The sequence below is a fragment of the Sphingomonas profundi genome, assembly GCF_009739515.1.
Taxonomy (GTDB): Bacteria; Pseudomonadota; Alphaproteobacteria; order Sphingomonadales; family Sphingomonadaceae; genus Alterirhizorhabdus; species Alterirhizorhabdus profundi.
The window spans coordinates 1,874,382-1,894,147 of sequence record NZ_CP046535.1 but is presented as its reverse complement, the minus strand read 5'-3'; the positions used below and the strand labels follow the sequence as shown (position 1 = coordinate 1,894,147).

The following is a 19,766-nucleotide window of genomic DNA, read 5'->3' as shown; positions in this document are numbered from 1 at the left end:
TCCCCGCTTTCCGACCTCCTCCCCGAAGGGGAGGAGGAGACTGCCTCAGCGCTTGCCGACCTGGATGTAGTCGCGCATGGCCGCGCCGGTGTAGAGCTGGCGCGGGCGGCCGATCTTCTGCTCCGGATCGGAGATCATCTCGTTCCACTGCGCCACCCAGCCGACGGTGCGGGCCAGCGCGAACAGCACGGTGAACATCGTCGTCGGGAAGCCGATCGCCGAGAGGATCACGCCCGAGTAGAAATCGACGTTCGGATACAGCTTCTTGTCGATGAAATAGGGGTCGCTGAGGGCGATCCGCTCCAGCTCGCGCGCGGTATCCAGCACCGGATCGTTGCGGCCCATCTTGTCCAGCACCTCGGTCGCCGCCTTGGACAGCACCTTCGCGCGCGGATCGAAATTCTTGTAGACGCGGTGGCCGAAGCCCATCAGGCGGAACGGATCGTCCTTGTTCTTGGCGCGGGCGATATATTCCGGGATGCGATCGGGCGTGCCGATCTCGCGCAGCATGTTGAGCGCCGCCTCGTTGGCGCCGCCGTGCGCCGGGCCCCACAGGCAGGCGATGCCGGCGGCGATGCAGGCGAACGGATTGGCGCCGGAGGAACCGGCCAGCCGCACCGTGGAGGTGGAGGCGTTCTGCTCGTGATCGGCGTGGAGGATGAAGATCTTGTCCATCGCATCCTCGATCACCGGATCGACGACATATTCCTCGGCCGGCACGCCGAACGTCATGCGCAGAAAATTGCCGGTGTAGCTCAGGTCGTTGCGCGGATAGAGGAAGGGCTGGCCGATCGAATATTTGTACGCCATTGCCGCGATCGTCGGCATCTTGGCGATCAGCCGGTGGCTGGCGACCATGCGCTGGTGCGGATCGGCGATGTCGGTGGAATCGTGGTAGAAGGCGGAGAGCGCGCCCACGACGCCGCACATGATCGCCATCGGATGCGCATCGCGCCGGAAGCCGCGATAGAAGGTGGAGAGCTGCTCGTGCAGCATCGTGTGGCGGCTGATCGTGTAGGTGAACTTCTCCAGCTCCGCCTTGCTCGGCAGCTCGCCGTTCAGCAGCAGGTAGGAGACTTCCATGAAGCTGGACTGCTCGGCCAGCTGATCGATCGGGTAGCCGCGATGCAGCAGGATGCCCTCGTCGCCATCGATGTACGTGATGGTCGATTCGCAGCTCGCGGTGGAGGTGAAGCCCGGATCGAAGGTGAACGCGCCGGTGTTCGCGTACAGCTTGCGGATGTCGATCACGTCCGGCCCGACCGTGCCCGAGCGGACCTTGTAGTCGGTGGCGTTGCCGCCGATCTCGACCTTGGCGCTACCGTCCCCCATCTGCCTTCACTCCCTCAAAAGGATCAAACTCGTCAGGATCATACTGGCCCGATCAACCGGCGAGCCGGTCGCTCAGGCGGCCCAGGCTCTCCTCGCGACCGAGAAGAACCAGCACGTCGAAAATGCCCGGTGACGTGGCCCGGCCGGTGAGCGCCGCGCGAAGCGGCTGCGCCACCTTGCCGAGGCCGATCCCGGCCGTATCCGCAACCCCGCGAACCGCGTCCTCGAGCGCAGGCGCGCTCCACTCCACGGTCGCCGCGATCGCCCGATGCACTGCCGCCAGCAGGTCGATCGCCGCAGGGTCTAGCAGCGAAGACGCGCGCTCGTCCATGTCCAACGGGCGGGTGCGAAACAGAAATCCGGCGGCGTCCGCCAGCTCGCGGAGATCCTTCGCGCGCGGTTTCAGGAACGGCATGGCGCGGCGCAGCAGATCGAGCCCCGAACCGCCGATGTCGCGGCCGGCAGCCTCGATGACCTGAGGAGCGACAAGCTCCGCCAGCCGCTCGTCCGCGGCCTCGCGGATGTAGTGGCCGTTCAGATTCTCCAGCTTCTTCGTATCGAAACGGGACGGGGAGCGGCCGATGGCGGCGAGATCGAACCACTCGGTCGCCTGCTCGCGGCTGATGATCTCCGCGTCTCCATGCCCCCAGCCGAGCCGCAGCAGATAGTTGAAGAGCGCCTCGGGCAGGATCCCCAGCTCGTCGCGATAGGCCTCCACGCCCAGCGCGCCGTGGCGCTTGGAGAGCTTGGCCCCGTCCGCCCCGTGGATCAGCGGCACATGGGCGTAGACCGGCTCCGCCCAGCCCATCGCGCGGATCAGCGCCAGCTGGCGGAAGGCGTTGTTGAGATGATCGTCGCCGCGGATGACGTGGGTCACGCCCATATCGTGATCGTCGACGACGACGGCGAGCATGTAGGTGGGCGTACCGTCCGAACGGAGCAGAACCATGTCGTCCAGCTCGCCATTCTGCACCGTCACCGGGCCTTGCACGCGATCCTCGATCGTGGTCGCGCTCTCGCGCGGCGCCCGCAGCCGGATCACGAACGGCGCGTCGCCACCCTCGGCCGGATCGCGATCGCGCCAGCGCCCGTCGTAGCGCAGCGGCTGCCGGTTCGCCTTCTGCTCGGCGCGCATCGCCTCCAGCTCCTCGGCGGTGGCGAAGCACTTGTAGGCGTGGCCGCCCGCCAGCAACTCGCGCGCCACCGCCGCATGGCGATCGGCGCGGGCGAACTGGAACACGGCGTCCCCGTCCCAGTCCAGTCCCAGCCAGCGCATGCCGTCCAGGATGGCGTCGATCGCCGGCCGGGTGGAGCGGGCGCGATCGGTATCCTCGATGCGCAGCAGGAAGCGGCCGCCATGGTGGCGCGCGAAGAGCCAGTTGAACAGGGCGGTGCGCGCGCCGCCGATGTGGAGGAAGCCGGTGGGCGAGGGCGCGAACCGCGTCACCACCTTGCGATCCCGGTCCGCCCGATCCTCGCTGCCCGCCGCCAGACTTGCCACCGCCATGATACTCCTTGCGCGTGGCGCGTGTGCCGGATCGCGCGGGGAAGGCGCGGTGGCCGGCACGTCGCGCCGCTGAAATCGGCAGGGCGGTTCCGCAATCGCGCGATCCGCTCTACGCATGCCGGATGCCCGGCACGTTCGGCACCGCCCCTAGCATGGCACCCGGCCGGCGACAAACCGCGCCGGTCGCGCGGATGCGCGCGTTCGCCGACGGGATCGAGCGCTGGCTGGAGGCGGAGCGCGACCAGCTGCCGCTGTGGCTGCCGGTGGGGCTGGGCGCCGGCATCGCCGCCTGGTTCCTGCTGCCGGACGCGACCGGCTGGGCCGGTTTCATCCTCGCGGCGCTTGGCCTCGCCGCCGCCGGCGCGCTGGCGCCGGGGCGGCGGCTGGCGCGCGCCGGCCTTTGGTGCGGCCTCGCGCTGGCGATCGGCTGCGGCAGCACGTGGTGGCGCAGCGAGGCGGTGCGCGCGCCGCGCCTGGCCCGCCCCGCCATCGCCACCTTCGCCGCCACCGTGGAGGCGGTGGAGCCGCAGCCCGCGCGCGAGCTGGTGCGGCTGCGGCTGGCGCCGGTGGCGGGGGTCGCGCCATCGCCTGCTTCGGGGGCGGGGGCGCCGCCTGCTTCGCGGACCGGGCCGCTATCCGGAGCCGCTGCCGCGCTGCCGCCGCACGTGCGGGTGAACGTGGCCGAGAAGGACATGCCGGCGGACCTGCGCGGCGGCGCCACGATCGTGCTGCGCGCGCGGCTGATGCCGCCCGCGCCGGCGGCCGTGCCCGGCGCCTATGATTTCGCGCGCGTCGCCTGGTTTCAGGGCCTCGGCGCCACCGGCCGCGCGCTGGGACCGGTGCGGATCGTGGATGCGGGCGCGCGCGCCGGCGGCTTCTGGCAGTGGCTGGCGGGCGTGCGCAACCGCCTCTCCCGCCACATCCGCGCCGCGCTGCCGGGCGCGGAGGGGGCGATCGCCGCCGCCTTCGTGACGGGCGATCAGGGCGCGATCGCCGAGGAGGATGCAGAGGCGATGCGCCGCTCCGGCCTCGCCCACCTGCTCTCCGTCAGCGGGCTGCACGTGACGGCGGTGGTGGCCGGCACGATGCTGCTGATGCTGCGCCTGCTGGCGCTGAGCCCGCGCCTCGCCTTGTCGGCGCCGCTGCTGCCGGTGGCGGCGGGCGCGGGCGCGCTTGCGGGCATCGGCTACACCTTCATCGCCGGCGCGGAGGTGCCGACGGTGCGGTCCTGCGTGGCGGCGCTGCTGGTGCTGGCCGGCATCGCCATCGGGCGCGAGGCGATGACCTTGCGGCTGGTGGCGACGGGCGCGCTGGTGGTGCTGCTGTTCCGGCCGGAGGCGATCGCCGGCCCCAGCTTCCAGCTAAGCTTCGCCGCCGTGACCGCCATCGTCGCGCTGCACGAGCATCCGTGGACGCGCGCCGCCTTCGGCCCGGCCGAGGAGAGCCGCGCGCGGGCGATCGGCCGGGCTCTGCTGTCGCTGCTGCTGACCGGGCTGGTGGTGGAGATCGTGCTGGCGCCGATCGCGGTGTTCCACTTCCATCGCGCGGGCCTGTACGGCGCCTTCGCCAACATCGTCGCCATTCCGCTCACCACCTTCGTGGTGATGCCGCTGGAGGCGCTGGCACTGGCGCTGGACGCGGTGGGCCTCGGCGCGCCGGCCTGGTGGCTGACGGGCCGTGCGCTGGCGCTGCTGCTGGCGATCGCGCGTCATGTCGCGGCGCTACCGGGGGCGGTGGCGGCGCTGCCCTCGATGCCGGGCGGCGCGTACGCGCTGATCGTCGCGGGCGGCCTGTGGCTCGCCTTGTGGCGCACGAGGGTGCGGCGGCTGGGCCTCGCCCCGATCCTGGCCGGCGCGGCCTGGGCGCTGGCCACGCCGCCGCCGGACCTGCTCGTCACCGGCGACGGCCGCCACATGGCGGTGCGGGCCGAGGGCGGGAGGCTGGCGCTGCTGCGGCCGCGCGCCGGCGACTATGTCCGCGCCATGCTCGGCGAGAATGGCGGTTCGTTCGACGAGGCCGCCGATCTGGACGTGCTGCCGGGCGCGCGGTGCGGCCCGGATCTCTGCGCGGTCGATCTGATGCGCGGCGGGCGTCGCTGGCGGGTGCTCGCCACCCGGTCGCCCTATCTGGTCGACGTGGCGGCGATGAACCGCGCCTGCGCCGCGGCCGACATCGTGGTGAGCGACCGCCGGCTGCCGCGCACCTGCCGGCCGCGCTGGTTCAAGGCCGATCGCCCGCTGCTGGCGCGCACCGGCGGGCTCTCGATCGCACTCGCCGCAGGGCGGATCGCGACGGTGGCGTGGCCGGGCGACCGGCATCCATGGCGGCAGGCGGAACCGATGGTCCGGCCGATCCGCCGGGTCGACGGTAAAGCAGAGGCGTCACGCTAGGCCGGATCGACATTCAGCTTCTTGCATGTCCGCTCATCCTGAGGAGGGGCTGAGCGGGGACGCCATTTCGACAGGCTCAATGGCTCCTCAGGATGAGCGGCTTGCACAAAAGCCAAGTCAAACCGGCTTCATTCGCTGAATGTCGATCCACCCCAGGATCGCCGGCGGCTATATCCCGGGCCTTGACGAAGCCGGGAGACGTCGTGCGCCCCGAAGCATCAGCCGGCGTAAAGCAGCCGCCCGCGCCCCAGCCGCGCCAGCAGCGGGCCGATATCGGTGGTGGAGACGGCGAAGCAGCCGTCGCTGCGGCCGAGCACGCCCTGCTTCGCGACGATCTCCGGCCCGACATACCAGGCCGCGTGGATGACGATCGCGCGCGCCTCCGCCGCGTCGTTCGTCGGATCGAGGCCGATCAGGCGGCGGGAGCGGCCGTGCACGCCGTCATAGGCCTCCCCGGTCAGATAGGCGCCGAGCGACGTCGCCATCGAGCCCTCCACGTTCGAGAAGATGCGCGCCATGCCGCCATGATCGGGATCGGAACCCTTGCCGTGGGCGACCAGCATCGCCGTCATCGTGCCGGCCAGCAGATCGATCAGGAACAGACGCGGCTGCGCCGAGGGCAGAGCGAGATCGACGATCGCGACCACGTCGCGCGACCAGATCTGTCGCTCGTGGCGGGAGAGGGCGGCGAGGGCGGCGGCGACCAGATCGGGCCGCAGCGCGGTGGCGATCTCCGCCAGGCCGCGCGGCCCGCCGCCCGCCGCGCCCTGGGCGGATGCGACCGCCGGCAAGGCGAGGCCCCCCGCCAGCACCGCCCGGCGCGAGAGGCCGCGGGCCGCTCCCCGCGCGCCGGAGCGAAGCGCGGGATGGTTCGTTGCGGGTACACGATGGAAGGCCATATACGTCACTAACCGAGGCGCCGCGCTGTTTCGAGCGGCTTTGCCGGCGGCGGCCTTGCCAAGCCGCCGGGCAGGTCTAGGAACCGTGATGCGCCGCCCCATGTGACCGGGCGTTCGTGAAAGGGTGAGTACGCGTGAAACAAGTTCGTCGTCCGGCAGCGCCGGCCCGTTCCCTCATCGGCCTGAGCATGGCGGCAATCGCCGTCGCGTCGCTGGGCGCCTCCGCGCCGGTGATCGCGCAGGCATCGCCGCCGGCGGCGGCCGCGCAGTTGCCCGTCGCGCCCGTGCCGCTCGCCCCGGCCCCCGCTCCGCCGCCCGCGCCCAAGCTGAGCGATTCGCAGGCCAAGCTGCTGCGCCAGATGCTGGACGGCGCCTCCGCCCACGGGCTAACCGGCGATACGTCCGCCGCGTCGGTGCATGCGGCGGCGCTGGATGCCAGCGACGGGGCGCTCGTCACCGCCGCGCTGGATCATGCCCGCGCGCTGCACGTGGGCCGGCTCGCCTCCGCCGACTATCTGCCCGCCTGGGGATTGCGGCCGCCGGCCTATGATCCGTGGCCGGGCTTCCTCGCCGCCGTGCGGAGCGACCGGCTGGCGAGCTGGATCGCATCGCTGCCGCCGCCCTATGCCGGCTACGATGCGCTGCGGCGCGGCCTGACCGCCTACCGCAAGATCGAGGCCGACGGCGGCTGGAACGTGATCCCGGACGGGCCGGACATCGGCCCCGGCGCCAGCGGCGCGCGCGTGCTGGCGCTGCGCAAGCGGCTCTCGGTGGAGGATGGCGACGAGTCCGGCAAGTCCGAGACGTTCGACAAGGCGCTGGGCGAGCGCGTGCGCCGCGCGCAGAAGCGCTACGGGCTGGAGCCCACCGGCGTGGCCGCCCGGCAGACCCTGGCGGCGCTGAACGTGCCGGCCGGGCAGCGCGTGCGCCAGATCATGGCGAACATGGAACGGTGGCGCTGGCTGCCGGCCGATCTGCCGGCCGATCGCATCCAGGTGAACATCGCCGCCGCCGTGCTCACGGTGTTCAAGGGCGACGCGCCCGTCACCTCGATGCGCGCCGTCACCGGCCGGCCCGGCGACGAGACGCCGATGCTGCAATCGTCGATCCACAGCATCGTCATCAACCCGCCGTGGAACGTGCCGCAATCGATCGCCAAGAAGGAGCTGCTGCCGAAGGGCGCGGCCTATCTGCGCCGCGCCGGCTTCAAGACCATCCCGCTCGATGGCGGCGGCGTGCGCCTGCAGCAGAAACCCGGCGAGGGCAATTCGCTGGGCCGGATCAAGTTTGATTTCGACAATCCCTATGGCGTCTACCTGCACGACACGTCCAGCCGGGGCACGTTCGAGCGTTACGCCCGCATGGTGAGCCACGGCTGCGTGCGGCTGGAGCGGCCGGTCGACCTTGCGGAACTGGTGCTGAAGGGCGACGAGAAGTGGGAGGGCAATGCGGTGCAGACGGCGATCGATGCCGGCACCACCGTGCGCGCGCGGCTGCCGCAGCCCATCTCCGTCTATCTGCTCTACTGGACGGCCTTCGCCAGTGCGGGCGGGCAGGTGAGCTTCCGCGCCGACCCCTACGGGTGGGACGAGATGCTGGCGAGCCGCATCGCGGCGGGCGCCCGCCGCGCGCCCCTCGTCACCGCATCGACGGCGGGCTGAGCATGGCGAAGAGGATGGCGGCGATGCGATGGACGCGGGGCATGACGGCGGGGCTGCTGGCGGCGGCCCTGCTCGCCGGATGCTCGAAGCAGCAGCCGGCCGCGCCGGAACCGGAGGCGAACATCGTCGAGGAGGCGCCGCGCCCCGCGCCGCCGCCGCCGCGCGAGGCCGAGCCCGCGCCGCCGAAGATGCCCGATCCGGCCGGCAACATCGCCGACATGCTGCCGCCGGACGAGCCGCCGTCGCCCGACGAGCAGATGCTGGAGGATGCCGACGCGACCGGCCTCACCGCCCGCACCGCGCCGCCGGACGTCGTCACCGATCCGCCCGCCGACCCGGTGGGCGACCTGATCAGCAACGACGGCGTGGGGACGTGAGCGCCTGAGCCTGTGCGCGCGGATCGGGCCTGGGCGCGGTCGGATGAGACAGGCTCCGGCCTGCTCCGGCTCGTCGGGTCATGATCGCGGCGACTATCGGACGGGCTTTATCGTCCGATCTGCGCGCGGACTGATCTTCGCCCGCCCGTGCCCCGGATCGCGCGCGGGAAGAGACGCTGCGCCCGGCGCTTCCGCGATCAGCCGATCAGGCCGGACAGGAACCACATGCGGGTGGCGCCGGTGCGCATCAGCGCGCAGCCGCAGCCGCGACAGCTGGCGCGCTGGATACCCTCACCGATCCGGGCGATACGGCCGTAAGGCTGGTGGATGCCGGCCCGGCAATCGATCATCCGCGAACGTCGCACGGCATTGTCCTCCATAGTGTCGAGACCGATCGATGGGAGCGCGCCTTTGCCCGGGGATGTCAGGATGTTTCGCCATGTTGCAGCCGCCTTTCGACGAAGCGCCGGCTGGCGGGCGCAGACGGCATGACGGCCGATCCCGCCTTCGTCGCGGCGACCACGCTCGCGGTTCTCGTCGCGGGGCTGGCCAAGGGCGGCTTCTCCGGCATCGGCGTGCTCGCCGCCGCTGCTGGCGCTGGTGATGCCGCCGCTGGAGGCGGCGGCGGTGCTGCTGCCGATCCTGATCGTGCAGGACGTCGTCGGCGTCTGGTCGTTCCGGCATGAGTGGGACGGGCGGATCGTCGCCATCATGCTGTCCGGCGGCGCGATCGGCGTGCTGCTCGGCTATCTGTTCGCATCCTCGGTGCCGGAGACGGTGGTGCTCGGCGCGCTCGGCGCCATGTCGATCCTGTTCGCGGTGCAGCGGCTGTGGGCGGGGCGCGGCGGGCGCATCGCCGCATCCTCGCGATCGCCGGCGTGGGTGGGCGTGCTGTTCGGCGTGGCGACGGGCTTCACCAGCCACATCGCCCATGCCGGCGGCCCGCCGTTCCAGATGTGGGTGATCCCGCGCAACCTGCCGCCGGCCAGATTTGTGGGCACCACCGCGATCACCTTCGCCGCGATCAACTGGATGAAGGTGCCGGCCTATCTTGCCGCGGGCCAGTTCAGCCGCTCCACCCTGCTCGTCACGACGGCGCTGCTGCCGGTGGCGATCGCCTCTACCTTCGCCGGCGTGTGGCTGGTGCGGCGGGTGTCGGCGCAGCGCTTCTACGGCATCATCTACGCGCTGCTGATCCTGGTGGGGCTGAAGCTGATAGTGGATGCGATGCGTTGACCGCGCCCGCCCGATCCACCATCTGCGCTGCAAGCGAACGGGAGAGAGCGAGCATGAGCGAGATCGGCGGACCCGACGATGGCGGCGACAGCATCGTCGACCGGATGGAGGCGGCGAAGTTGCCCGTGCCGGACGAGGTTGCGGAGGCGATCCGCACGCTGATCCGCTGGTCCGGCGATGATCCCGATCGCGAGGGCCTGCGCGATACGCCCAAGCGCGTGGCGCGGGCGTGGAAGGAATATTGCCAGGGCTATCTGGTCGATCCCGCCGACTATCTGAGCCGCACCTTCGAGGAGGTCGGCGGCTATGACGAGATCGTGCTGCTGCGCGACATCCCGTTCCAGTCGCACTGCGAGCACCACATGGCGCCGATCATCGGCAAGGCGCACATCGCCTACCTGCCCACCGACCGCGTCGTCGGCATATCGAAACTGGCCCGCGTGCTGCACGGCTTCGCCCGCCGCCTGCAGGTGCAGGAGCGGCTGACGGCGGAGGTGGCGGACTGCGTGTGGCACCACCTGAAGCCGCAGGGCGTGGCGGTGGTGATCGAGGCGAGCCACGCCTGCATGTCCGCCCGCGGCGTGCGCACCACCGGCGTCTCCATGACGACGAGCCGCATGATGGGCGTCTTCCGCGACGACGAGCGCAGCCGGGCGGAGGTGCTGAAGCTGATGGGGTTCTGATCCGCCATTCGGCTAAAGCAATAACTAAGTCGCTTTCGTCGGCGAAACCCGTTTGGCGCGGGCACGTCTCGCAGCCTTTTTCTTCATTTTCGAGCGGTTCCTTGCTTCAATCACAGGATCGACGCCCTGCGCGCGCAGGGCGTCGTGCTCTGCCATGATCGCTTGCAACTCAGGGTCGATGTGACGATCCGACTTGCGATCGTCTGGATCAGTCCACCAGTAGCGACTGCCCGGTCCGACGAGTGTAGAACCGCCGTGGTATCCACCTTTGCTCACCTAATCTCCTCCGGTATTTCACCCGGTTAGCCCGGCCGTCTAAGCGCGCTCCACCAGCAGCGTCGTGCCGTCCGCGCCCGTTACCCGCACCGTGTCGCCCGGCAGCGCGTCGGCGCCTGCGGCATTCCAGACGCCGTCACCCACGCGCACGCGGCCTCGGCCGGCGGCGATCGGCTCCACCACCGTCACCAGGGTGCCGATCAGGCGGGCGGCGCGGTCGTTGAGCAGGGGATCGGGCGAGGCGACCGGGTTGGCGGCGAACCACCGGCGGGCGGCGTAGACGGCACCGATCGCCGCCACCGCGAACACCGCCACCTGCGCCACCGGCGGCAGGCCGAGCGCGAGGGTCAGCACGCCCGCCACCGCCGCGGCGGCGCCCAGCCAGATCAGGAAAAAGCCGGGTGCGACGATCTCGGCGATGGCGAAGGCCAGCGCCGCGACCAGCCACCACCAGTGCGCCGGCAGGGTGGCGATCGCCGCCATCACTGCTGCTCGAACGGGCCGGGACGGCGCGGCGCGGCGCGCTGCGGCGGGGCGGGGGGCGCGTCGTCGCTGCCCAGCGCCTCCTTCGCAAGCGCGCCGATGCCGCCGAGCGTGCCGATCAGCTGCGTCGCCTCGACCGGGAACAGGATCGTCTTGCTGTTCGGTGACGTGGCGAACTTGGCGACGGCATCGACATATTTCTGCGCGACGAAATAGTTGATCGCCTGCGTGTTGCCGTCGGCGATCGCGTCCGACACCATCCGCGTCGCCTTGGCCTCCGCCTCGGCCGCGCGCTCGCGCGCCTCGGCATCGCGGAAGGCGGCCTCGCGGCGCCCTTCCGCCTGCAGGATCTGGCCCTGCTTCTCGCCCTCGGCCCGCAGGATCTCGGAGGCGCGCATGCCTTCCGCCTCCAGGATCGAGGCGCGCTTCTCCCGCTCCGCCTTCATCTGCCGGCCCATGGAGTTCACGATATCCTGCGGCGGCTTGATGTCCTTCACCTCGACGCGGGTGATCTTGACGCCCCAGGCGGCAGTGGCGTGATCGACGACGTTCAGCAGCCGCGCGTTGATCTCGTCCCGTTTGGACAGCGTCTCGTCGAGGTCCATCGATCCCATCACTGTGCGCAGGTTCGTCGTCATCAGCGCCAGGATCGCCTGGTAGAGATCGGACACCTCATAGGCGGCCTTGGCGGCATCGAGCACCTGGAAGAACACGACCCCGTCGACCGAGACCATCGCATTGTCGCGCGTGATGATCTCCTGCCCCGGAATGTCCAGAACCTGCTCCATCATGTTGATCTTCTTGCCCACGCGGTAGAAGAACGGCATGTAGAAATTGAAACCCGGCTGGGCCGTGGCGACGAACTTGCCAAAATATTCGATCGTGTAGCGATAGCCCTGCCGCACCACCGTGACGCCGGCGAAGACGAAGGCGATCGCCAGGATCGCCAGGAACAGCGCGAAGGTGCCCACCATCATCTCCCCGGCCGCATGCCGGCCGCGGGCGATCTTGCCCCTTGCACGACGCGCCGTCCACCATAACGAGGGCGCGAACCCTGGGAGACCCGCGATGAACCCGTCCTTCGCCGATATCCGATCGGCCCTCTATCTGCCCGCCGCCAACGCCCGCGCGATGGAAAAGGCGCGAGGCCTCGCCTGCGACATGGTGATCCTGGATCTAGAGGATGCGGTCAAGCCGGACGCCAAGGACACGGCGCGGGCGGCGGCGGAGGTGGCGGCGGGCTTCGGCGACCGCATCGTGGCGATCCGCCTGAACGGGCCGGAGACGATCTGGCATGCCGACGACGTGGCGGCGGCGCGCCGATCGCACGCGGCCTGCGTGGTGCTGCCCAAGGTGGAGAGCGCCGCGGTGGCGACGCGCGTGGCCGATGCCTGCGCCCGGCCCCTGTTCGCGATGATCGAGACCCCGGCCGGCGTATTCGCCGCGCGCGAGATCGCCGCCGCGCACGGCGTTGCCGGGCTGATCGCCGGCTCCAACGATCTTGCCGCCACCCTGCGGCTGCCGCCGGGGGCGGGGCGGGCGGCGCTGACGCTGGCGCTGCAATCGATCGTTTTGGCGGCGCGCGCGGCCGGCGTGGCGGCGCTGGATGGCGTGTGGAACGCGCTGGACGACGCGGCCGGGCTGGAGGCGGACGCGCGGGCTGGGCGGCTGACCGGCTTTGACGGCAAGACCCTGATCCACCCCAACCAGATCGCGATCGCCAACGCCGCCTTCGGCCCCACCGAGGAGGAACTGGAGGATGCCCGCGCGCTGGTGGCCGCCGCCACCGGCGGCGCCGAACGTTTCCGCGATCGGATGATCGAGACGATGCACGTCGACGCGGCCCGCCGGCTGATCGCCAAGGGCGAGCGATAGGGCGGCCGAACTTTCGTCCCGAGCGAAGTCGCGGAAACGGACGCGCATCTCGACTGCGCTCGATACAAGCGGCGGCGAGGCACCGGCGACTTGGGACCAGCCGGTGGCTGCGCCGGCCAAGCCGCCCCTACCAATCCCCGGCACCGGCACCTATAGAAGCGCGACTCCGCACACACAGATGATCGGGTCAGCCACGCGCCATGGATATCAGCCTCGGCCTCACCTTCGACGACGTTCTGCTGCGCCCGGCCGAATCGGATGTCCTGCCCAGCCAGGCCGACACGCGGACGCGGGTGACGCGGGCGATCGCGCTCAACATCCCGATCCTCTCCTCGGCGATGGATACCGTGACCGAGGCGGACATGGCGATCGTGATGGCGCAGATGGGCGGCCTGGGCGTGCTCCACCGCAACCTGACGGTGGAGGAGCAGGCGGACGCCGTGCGCGCGGTGAAGCGGTTCGAGAGCGGCATGGTGGTGAACCCGATCACCATCGGTCCTCGCCAGACGCTGGCCGACGCGCAGGCGCTGATGGCGCGGCACCGCATCTCCGGCATCCCCGTGGTGGAGGATGACGGCCGCCTCGTGGGCATCCTCACCAATCGCGACACCCGCTTCGCCGAACGGGCGATGCAGCCCGTGGCCGAGCTGATGACCCACCAGAACCTCGTCACCGTGCGCCCCGGCGTGACGACGGAGGAGGCGCGGCGGCTGCTGCACCAGCGCCGCATCGAGAAGCTGCTGGTGGTGGACGACGCCTATCGCTGCATCGGCCTGATCACGGTGAAGGACATCGAGAAGGCCGTCACCTACCCGGATGCGACCAAGGATGCGTCCGGCCGCCTCCGCGTCGCTGCCGCCACCACCGTGGGCGACAAGGGTTTCGAGCGGACCGAGGCGCTGGTCGACGCCGAGTGCGACCTCATCGTGATCGATACCGCCCACGGCCATAATCGCGACGTGGCGCGCGCGGTGGAGCGGGTGAAGCGCCTGTCCAACGAGGTGCAGGTGATCGCCGGCAACGTCGCCACCGCCGAGGCGACGCGATCGCTGATCGATGCGGGCGCGGACGGGGTGAAGATCGGCATCGGGCCGGGATCGATCTGCACCACGCGCGTGGTGGCGGGCGTCGGCGTGCCGCAGCTGACGGCGATCATGGATGCGGCGGCGGAGGCGGCGAAATCGGGCGTGCCGGTGATCGCGGACGGCGGCCTGCGCACCTCCGGCGATCTCGCCAAGGCGCTGGCGGCCGGCGCATCGACGGTGATGGTGGGATCGCTGCTGGCCGGCACGGCCGAGGCGCCGGGCGAGACCTTCCTCTACCAGGGCCGCACCTACAAGAGCTATCGCGGCATGGGCTCCGTCGGCGCGATGGCGCGCGGCTCGGCCGACCGCTACTTCCAGCAGGACATCAAGGACCAGATGAAGCTGGTGCCGGAAGGCATCGAGGGGCAGGTGCCGTACAAGGGCGCCGCCAAGGATGTCATCCACCAGCTCGTCGGCGGGGTGAAGGCGGCGATGGGCTATACCGGCGCGCGCACCATCGCGGAACTGCAGCAGCGCGCGCAGTTCGTGCGGATCACCAACGCCGGCCTGCGCGAGAGCCACGTGCACGACGTGTCGATCACGCGCGAGGCACCGAACTATCCGACACGCTGAGGTGGGCGCCGTGGCGCGCGCGATCGGCGACGGCGCGTGACGCCGGCCGCGCGCGCGCAGGCGGCGATCGAGCTGCTGGACGCCATCGTCGCGGCGGCCGCGGGCGGCGGGGCGGCGGCGGACACGCTGATCGCGCGCTTCTTCAAGACGCGCCGCTACGCCGGATCGAAGGACCGTCGCGCGGTGCGCGAGCTCGTCTACGCCGCCATTCGCCGCGCGGGCGAGCGGCCGGCGAGCGGTCGGGCGGCGCTGCTGGGGCTGGCCGCCGACGATACGCTGGTCGCCGCAGCGTTCGACGGATCGCCGCACGGCCCGGCGCCGATCGAGGCCGACGAGGTGCCGGCATCCGCGGGCACGGCGCCCGCGTGGCTCGTGGAGGCGCTCGGCGAGACGCTGGCGGCGGACGAGCTGCCCCACCTGCTGGCGCGCGCGCCGCTCGACCTTAGGGTCAACCGGCTGAAGACGGATCGCGCGCGGGTGCTGGCCGCGCTGCCGGAGGCGGTGGCCGGCGCCCACGCCGCCGATGCCGTGCGGTTGCCCGAGGGCTTGGCGGTGGAGGCGCTGCCGATCTGGGCGGACGGGTGGATCGAGATACAGGACGAGGGCAGCCAGCTGATCGCCGAGGCGTGCCGCGCCGCGCCGGGAACGACCGTGATCGATCTGTGCGCCGGCGCCGGCGGCAAGACCCTGGCCCTCGCCGCCGCCATGGCCGATCGCGGCCGGCTGATCGCCTGCGATACCGACCGCGCCCGCCTCTCGCGCCTGGCGCCGCGCGCCGTGCGTGCCGGCGCCACGATCGTCGGGACGCGGCTGCTCGATCCGGGGCGGGAGGCGGCGGCGCTCGACGATCTGGCCGGCGGCGCGGCGGTGGTGCTGGTCGACGCGCCCTGCTCCGGCACGGGCACCTGGCGGCGCAATCCCGAAGCGCGCTGGCGACTGACGCCGCAGCGGATCGCCCGCCTGGTCAATACGCAGGCGCGGCTGATGGACGTGGCCGCCGCCCTGGTGGCGCCGGGCGGCGCGCTGGTGTACGCCGTCTGCTCGCTGCTGGCGGCGGAAGGACAGGCGCAGGCCGAGGCCTTTCTCGCGAGGGCGCCGGGCTGGTCGGCGGAGGATCCGTTCGCCGCCGGCCGCCCGCACGGCCCCGGCCGGCTGCTCACCCCGGCGCACGACCGGACCGACGGCTTTTTCGTCGCGAGGTTCACGAGGCCGTGCTAGGCGTGTCACACGAACGTCTCGGAGAATTTATCATGCGCTTTTCGCCGGTTGCCGTCGCGCTCTCGCTGACCCTCGCGATCGCGTCGAGCGCGGGGCAGGGGCAACGCCCGGACGACCAGATCAACCCCAAGTCCGTCGCGCTGGTGCAGCAGGCGGACGCGGCGCGCCGCGCGGGCAATCTGGTCGGCGCCAACGATCTGCTGGAAACGGCGCTCGCCGTCGATCCGCGCAACCGCGCCGCCTTCATCGCGCTGGCCGGCGTCGCCCGCCAGCAGGAGCTGCCGGGAAAGGCGATCCGCCTCTACCGCGAGGCGCTGGCGCTGGAGCCGAACGACACGGCCGCGCTGGCCGGGCAGGGTGAGGCGATGGTGCAGAAGGGCGCGGTGGAGCGCGCGCGTGCGAACCTGGCGCGCATCAAGACGCTCTGCAAGGTCGATTGTGCGCCGGCGACGGAGCTGTCCGCCGCGATCGTCAAGGGCCCGCCGCCCGCCGTGGTGACGGCGCAGGCCACGACGGTGGTGCCGCCGAAGGGCAAGGAAGCGACCACGACGCGGCCGTGACCTTCGGCCTCCTCGTCAGGGCCTGAGCCGAGCCATCGTCGTCATTCCAGCGCAAGCCGGGATCGGCGTTCTCGCGTAGAAGGTTATCCTGCGCGAATAGAGACCAAGCTAGATCGATATTGAGCGGATCAAGCCGATCTCACTCGCGTTCTACGCACACGCTCATCCTGAGGAGCCATTGAGCCTGTCGAAATGGCGTCTCGAAGGACATGGACGGTCCTTCGAGACGGGTCTTCGCCTCCGCTCAGCCCCTCCTCAGGGTGAGCGGACATGCAAGAAAGCTGAATGTCGATCCGGCACAAGCCCCAGCCCGCGCCGGGGCGACGGACGGAAATCGTGGCCGACCGCCAGCTCAAACTCGACCGGCAGGCGTGCGGGATCGGGCGCTACGCCGTGGAGGGATCGCTGGCCGGCGGAGGCGCCGTGGCGGGCGTTGCTCGTGGTGGTGGCGGTGGCGGCGCCGGCATCGGCCCCGCGCGCAGCAGCGCCATGAAGGCGGGATCGCCGTGCAGGCTCTCCAGATCATTCTCGGACGGCGGCTTGCCGGGCGCGGCCGGGTCCCACAATTGCCGCAGCACCGGCTCGTTCTTCTCGCGATCGAGCTGGATGGCGTCGCGCGTGGCGGCGAGCGCCTGGTCGCGCGCGTGGTCGATCTCGCCGCTCAGGGCCTGCGCCGCGTCCCGGTCGCCCGCCTGCATCGTCTTCTGCGCGACCAGCGCGGCGTGGCGCTGCCCCCACGCGCAGGCGAGATAGAGCATCAGCCGGCCGCTCTTGCGCGCCTCGCTGTCCTTGGTCAGGCGGGTGCCGATCTCGATCGCTGCATCGTAGCCGCCGCGCGAGTAGAGCTGGGCGAACATCGCGGCGAGGGCGTTCTCCACCTCGTCGCTGCTGATGACGCCGGCGGGCAGGGTCGTGGCGCTGATCGCCTTGGCCACGTCCACATCGCCCGCGATCGCCAGCGCGCGCGTGGCGAACGCATTCAAGGTCAGATCGGCGTCCATGCCCTTCTTCTGGCGCAGGTCGATCGCCATCTTCAGCGACTCCGCCGCCGGCTTGAAGTTCTTGAGCACGGCATGCGCCAGGCCGACGAGCTGGTAGAGCTCGGGATCGTCGGAATTGGGCGGCACGAACTGGACGAGCTTGGCCGCCGTATCCTTGGAGCAATTGTCCGGCACCGACGAGGGGCGATCGAGCACGGTGCGCGCGGCATCGACGATCAGCTTCTGCGCGACGCCGCCGAGGGCCGACTGCACCATGTCGATCGGCTCGCGGAAGGCGCGCATCAGATCGGTCTTCGATTTCAGATAGGCGGCGAGGAAGCCCGCCACGGTGGAGCCGATCAGGATCATGCAGGCGGCGAAGCCCGCGCCGGCCAGGCGGTGCCCGTCCGGCGCGGTCAGCGCGTGATCGATCTGGTCGCGGAAGCGGGAGAGCAGGGGATCGACCTCGTGGATCTGCACCAGGCCGACGCCGACGAGGATCTTGGTCAGCCAGTCCGACAGTTGCTCAAGGTTGGTGTTGCTCACCACCTGAGAGGTGCCGGCGCGCCGCGTGTCATGCTCGCCCTCGCTGGTGCGCATGCGCGGCACGCCGAACAGGAAGCCGATGAAGCCGCCCACCGCGAAGCCGGCGGCGCCGACGAGCAGGCTCAGCCCCATGAAGGTGACGAAATTGGGTGCCTCGAACCCCTTGTAGCCGGTCGGGAAGGCCGAGAAGGCGAACAGGAAGGCGGCCGCCATCGACACCATGAGGACGAGCGAGAAGGTGGTCAAGAACCAGCCGATGTATCGGTCCTGCTCCTGATCCTTCTCGCTGACCGGCGGATAGATACTCTGCATCAGGCGTCGCATCTCGGCTTCGTCCCCGGCAAGGTCTCGTCGGGGCGGACGATGTCGCGGCCGGCACAGCGCCGACGAACGACTATCCGGAACCCCGATCGTTCCAGCACGGATACTGCACGATCAGCCGCGAGTAGGGAATAGGGATCAGTTCGCCGCGCGCAATGGCACGGCTTCGATGTCGGCGGGTTCGCAGAATACCCGCGCGCGGCCGGCGCGCTTGGCGGCGTAGAGCGCGCGATCGGCACGGGCCAGCGCCATGTCGAGATCCCTGTCGTCGCGCCGGACGAGGGTGAGGCCGATGCTGGCGGAAAGCTGCAGCGCCTCGTTCGGCGTCGGCAGGCGCAGCGCCCGCAGATCGGCGCAGAGCTTCTCCGCGATCGCCAGCGCCTCGGTCACGTCCGTATCCGGCAGCAGGATGCCGAACTCCTCGCCGCCGAGACGGCCGATGATGTCGGTACCACGCAGCCGCTCCAGGCAGAGCGCGCCGAACGCCTTCAGCGCCATGTCGCCGCCATGGTGGCCGAACGTATCGTTGATCACCTTGAAGTGATCGAGGTCGATCATCAGCAGCGCCAGCGGCCGGTGCAGGCGGATGGCCCGCATCATCTCCGCCCGCGCGGTGGAGAAGAAGCTCAGCCGGTTCGGCAGTTTCGTCAGCGGATCGGTGGAGGCCAGCCACTCCAGGCTCAGCTCCACCGCCTTGCGGTCCGATATGTCGATGATGCCGGCGATCGTCGCCCGCCCGGCCGGCAGATCGATCGTCGCGGCCTTCACCAGCACCGTCCGCTGCACGCCCGCGGCGCAGCGTGCCTGCATCTCGAAATCAATGACGCGGCCGTCCTTCTCCAGCCGCGCGATCAGCCGCTCGCGCTCGCCCGGATCGACATAATGTTCGTGGAACGAGTGGGTGCCGATCATCTCCGGCGCGATGCCGAACATGATCGCGCAGGCATCGTTGGCGTGCAGGATGCGGCCATCCTCACGCGCCGTCACCACCATCGGCACGGGCGCGGCGGCGAACATCTTCTCCATCGTCTCCCGGCTGACGGCCAGTTCGTCCGCTATGGCGCGGGCGGTGCGGGTGGCGTGCCATTCCAGCCGGCGAAAGCGGTTCGACTGGGCGAGGACGAGCGCGAGGCAGCAGTTCAGCGTCAGCAGGGCGAGCGCCAGGCCGAGCCCGGCGCCGTGGGTGCCGGCCGGCGCCTCGTAGCCGGTCATCAGCGCCGCGCTGGCGCAGGCGCTGGCCGCCGCCGTCCAGCGGAACGGCAGCGGCACGCCGAGGTAGAAGATCATCGGCAGCAGCAGCACCACGAACAGCGCGAGCTCGCTGTGCGAGCTGACCAGAGCGGTGACGCCCACCGTGGTGAGGACCATCCACGCCGCCATGACGCGGTTCATCGCGTCCGGCGTGCGGCAACGCCGCACGGCGAGCCAGCAGAGCAGCGATGCCGCCACCACCAGCGTGCGGGCGGGTATGGCGATCCAGAACTGGCTCATGCCGTAGAAGCGCCAGTCGCTGGCGAAGAACAGGGTGTTGAGCACGGCCGATGCGATCAGCAGCCAGCGGCCGTGAACCATCGTCTCGCCGAGTCGATCCCAGCGAAAGGCCTGCTCCTGCTGCTGCGAGCGGAACTCGCCACCGAGCCCGACGAGGCGATCGGAGGCCGACCGATCGGGCCGGATCAGTTCCTTGTCCCGTTCCGGGTTCATCGTGCCGCGCCGTTTCATCGATTGCGCGGTGCTAACGCGAAGCCCTTTTATTACTGTTAA

At 70.8% G+C, this 19,766-nt stretch carries 17 protein-coding genes and 1 pseudogene; 9 read left to right on the top strand and 9 right to left on the bottom strand.

From position 1 onward, the window contains the following. Positions 1–45: 45 nt before the first annotated feature. Positions 46–1,332 carry a citrate synthase gene (locus GNT64_RS08890; protein ID WP_156679208.1) on the bottom strand — a complete coding sequence of 429 codons (1,287 nt, stop codon included), beginning with the start codon at positions 1,330–1,332 and terminating at the stop codon, positions 46–48. A 52-nt stretch (positions 1,333–1,384) separates the two neighbouring features. Then, positions 1,385–2,839 (bottom strand): glutamate--tRNA ligase, encoded by a 1,455-nt coding sequence (gene gltX, locus GNT64_RS08885; RefSeq protein ID WP_156679207.1) that lies wholly within the window; start codon positions 2,837–2,839, stop codon positions 1,385–1,387. A 191-nt stretch (positions 2,840–3,030) separates the two neighbouring features. Between gltX and GNT64_RS08880 the strand changes: the two genes are divergently transcribed. Beyond that, complete coding sequence (locus GNT64_RS08880; protein WP_197277395.1) at positions 3,031–5,229, top strand: ComEC/Rec2 family competence protein; 2,199 nt, start codon at positions 3,031–3,033, stop codon at positions 5,227–5,229. Positions 5,230–5,447: 218 nt separating this feature from the next. On the opposite strand, the gene GNT64_RS08875 is transcribed toward GNT64_RS08880, so the two are convergent. Continuing rightward, complete coding sequence (locus tag GNT64_RS08875) at positions 5,448–6,128, bottom strand: murein L,D-transpeptidase catalytic domain family protein (RefSeq protein WP_156679206.1); 681 nt, start codon at positions 6,126–6,128, stop codon at positions 5,448–5,450. A 188-nt stretch (positions 6,129–6,316) separates the two neighbouring features. Here GNT64_RS08875 and GNT64_RS08870 point away from each other — a divergent pair, with 188 nt between their 5' ends. Together GNT64_RS08870 and GNT64_RS08865 are read left to right on the top strand one after the other, a co-directional pair. Further along, positions 6,317–7,789, top strand: a complete 1,473-nt coding sequence (locus GNT64_RS08870) for a L,D-transpeptidase family protein (RefSeq protein WP_156679205.1) — start codon at positions 6,317–6,319, stop codon at positions 7,787–7,789. Positions 7,790–7,791: 2 nt separating this feature from the next. Next, positions 7,792–8,166, top strand: a complete 375-nt coding sequence (locus GNT64_RS08865) for a hypothetical protein (RefSeq protein WP_197277329.1) — start codon at positions 7,792–7,794, stop codon at positions 8,164–8,166. A gap of 197 nt (positions 8,167–8,363) precedes the next feature. On the opposite strand, the gene GNT64_RS08860 is transcribed toward GNT64_RS08865, so the two are convergent. Then, entirely contained in the window at positions 8,364–8,531 is a 168-nt protein-coding gene (locus tag GNT64_RS08860; protein ID WP_156679204.1) for a hypothetical protein, read from the bottom strand. Between the two features lie 123 nt (positions 8,532–8,654). On the opposite strand from GNT64_RS08860, the pseudogene GNT64_RS08855 reads away from it, so the two are divergent. Then, positions 8,655–9,402 (top strand): annotated as a pseudogene (locus GNT64_RS08855) (sulfite exporter TauE/SafE family protein). Positions 9,403–9,455: 53 nt separating this feature from the next. Further along, positions 9,456–10,085, top strand: coding sequence for a GTP cyclohydrolase I FolE (gene folE / locus GNT64_RS08850; RefSeq protein WP_156679203.1), 630 nt, complete (start codon positions 9,456–9,458; stop codon positions 10,083–10,085). A 24-nt stretch (positions 10,086–10,109) separates the two neighbouring features. On the opposite strand, the gene GNT64_RS08845 is transcribed toward folE, so the two are convergent. The 3 genes from GNT64_RS08845 to GNT64_RS08835 are packed head-to-tail and all read right to left on the bottom strand — an operon-like array spanning position 10,110 to position 11,818. After that, the gene (locus GNT64_RS08845; protein WP_156679202.1) at positions 10,110–10,361 is read right to left on the bottom strand and encodes a hypothetical protein; all 252 of its coding nucleotides are present in this window, start codon (positions 10,359–10,361) and stop codon (positions 10,110–10,112) included. A 39-nt stretch (positions 10,362–10,400) separates the two neighbouring features. Next, positions 10,401–10,844: an NfeD family protein gene (locus tag GNT64_RS08840; RefSeq protein ID WP_156679201.1), complete on the bottom strand. Its 444-nt coding sequence runs from the start codon at positions 10,842–10,844 to the stop codon at positions 10,401–10,403. Continuing rightward, positions 10,844–11,818 (bottom strand): SPFH domain-containing protein, encoded by a 975-nt coding sequence (locus GNT64_RS08835; protein ID WP_156681513.1) that lies wholly within the window; start codon positions 11,816–11,818, stop codon positions 10,844–10,846. The genes GNT64_RS08840 and GNT64_RS08835 overlap by 1 nt, the downstream gene beginning before the upstream one ends. A gap of 94 nt (positions 11,819–11,912) precedes the next feature. Here GNT64_RS08835 and GNT64_RS08830 point away from each other — a divergent pair, with 94 nt between their 5' ends. From GNT64_RS08830 to GNT64_RS08815, 4 genes are all read left to right on the top strand, one after another. After that, positions 11,913–12,719 carry an HpcH/HpaI aldolase/citrate lyase family protein gene (locus GNT64_RS08830; protein WP_156679200.1) on the top strand — a complete coding sequence of 269 codons (807 nt, stop codon included), beginning with the start codon at positions 11,913–11,915 and terminating at the stop codon, positions 12,717–12,719. Positions 12,720–12,919: 200 nt separating this feature from the next. After that, positions 12,920–14,377, top strand: a complete 1,458-nt coding sequence (guaB, locus tag GNT64_RS08825) for an IMP dehydrogenase (RefSeq protein ID WP_156679199.1) — start codon at positions 12,920–12,922, stop codon at positions 14,375–14,377. Between the two features lie 36 nt (positions 14,378–14,413). After that, positions 14,414–15,595, top strand: a complete 1,182-nt coding sequence (locus GNT64_RS08820) for an RsmB/NOP family class I SAM-dependent RNA methyltransferase (protein ID WP_156679198.1) — start codon at positions 14,414–14,416, stop codon at positions 15,593–15,595. Positions 15,596–15,627: 32 nt separating this feature from the next. Further along, positions 15,628–16,155 (top strand): tetratricopeptide repeat protein, encoded by a 528-nt coding sequence (locus tag GNT64_RS08815; RefSeq protein ID WP_156679197.1) that lies wholly within the window; start codon positions 15,628–15,630, stop codon positions 16,153–16,155. A 386-nt stretch (positions 16,156–16,541) separates the two neighbouring features. Here GNT64_RS08815 and GNT64_RS08810 read toward each other — a convergent pair whose 3' ends face one another. Then, positions 16,542–17,993: a hypothetical protein gene (locus tag GNT64_RS08810; RefSeq protein WP_156679196.1), complete on the bottom strand. Its 1,452-nt coding sequence runs from the start codon at positions 17,991–17,993 to the stop codon at positions 16,542–16,544. Between the two features lie 147 nt (positions 17,994–18,140). Continuing rightward, positions 18,141–19,706: a sensor domain-containing diguanylate cyclase gene (locus GNT64_RS08805; RefSeq protein WP_197277328.1), complete on the bottom strand. Its 1,566-nt coding sequence runs from the start codon at positions 19,704–19,706 to the stop codon at positions 18,141–18,143. Between the last annotated feature and the right edge of the window lie 60 nt (positions 19,707–19,766).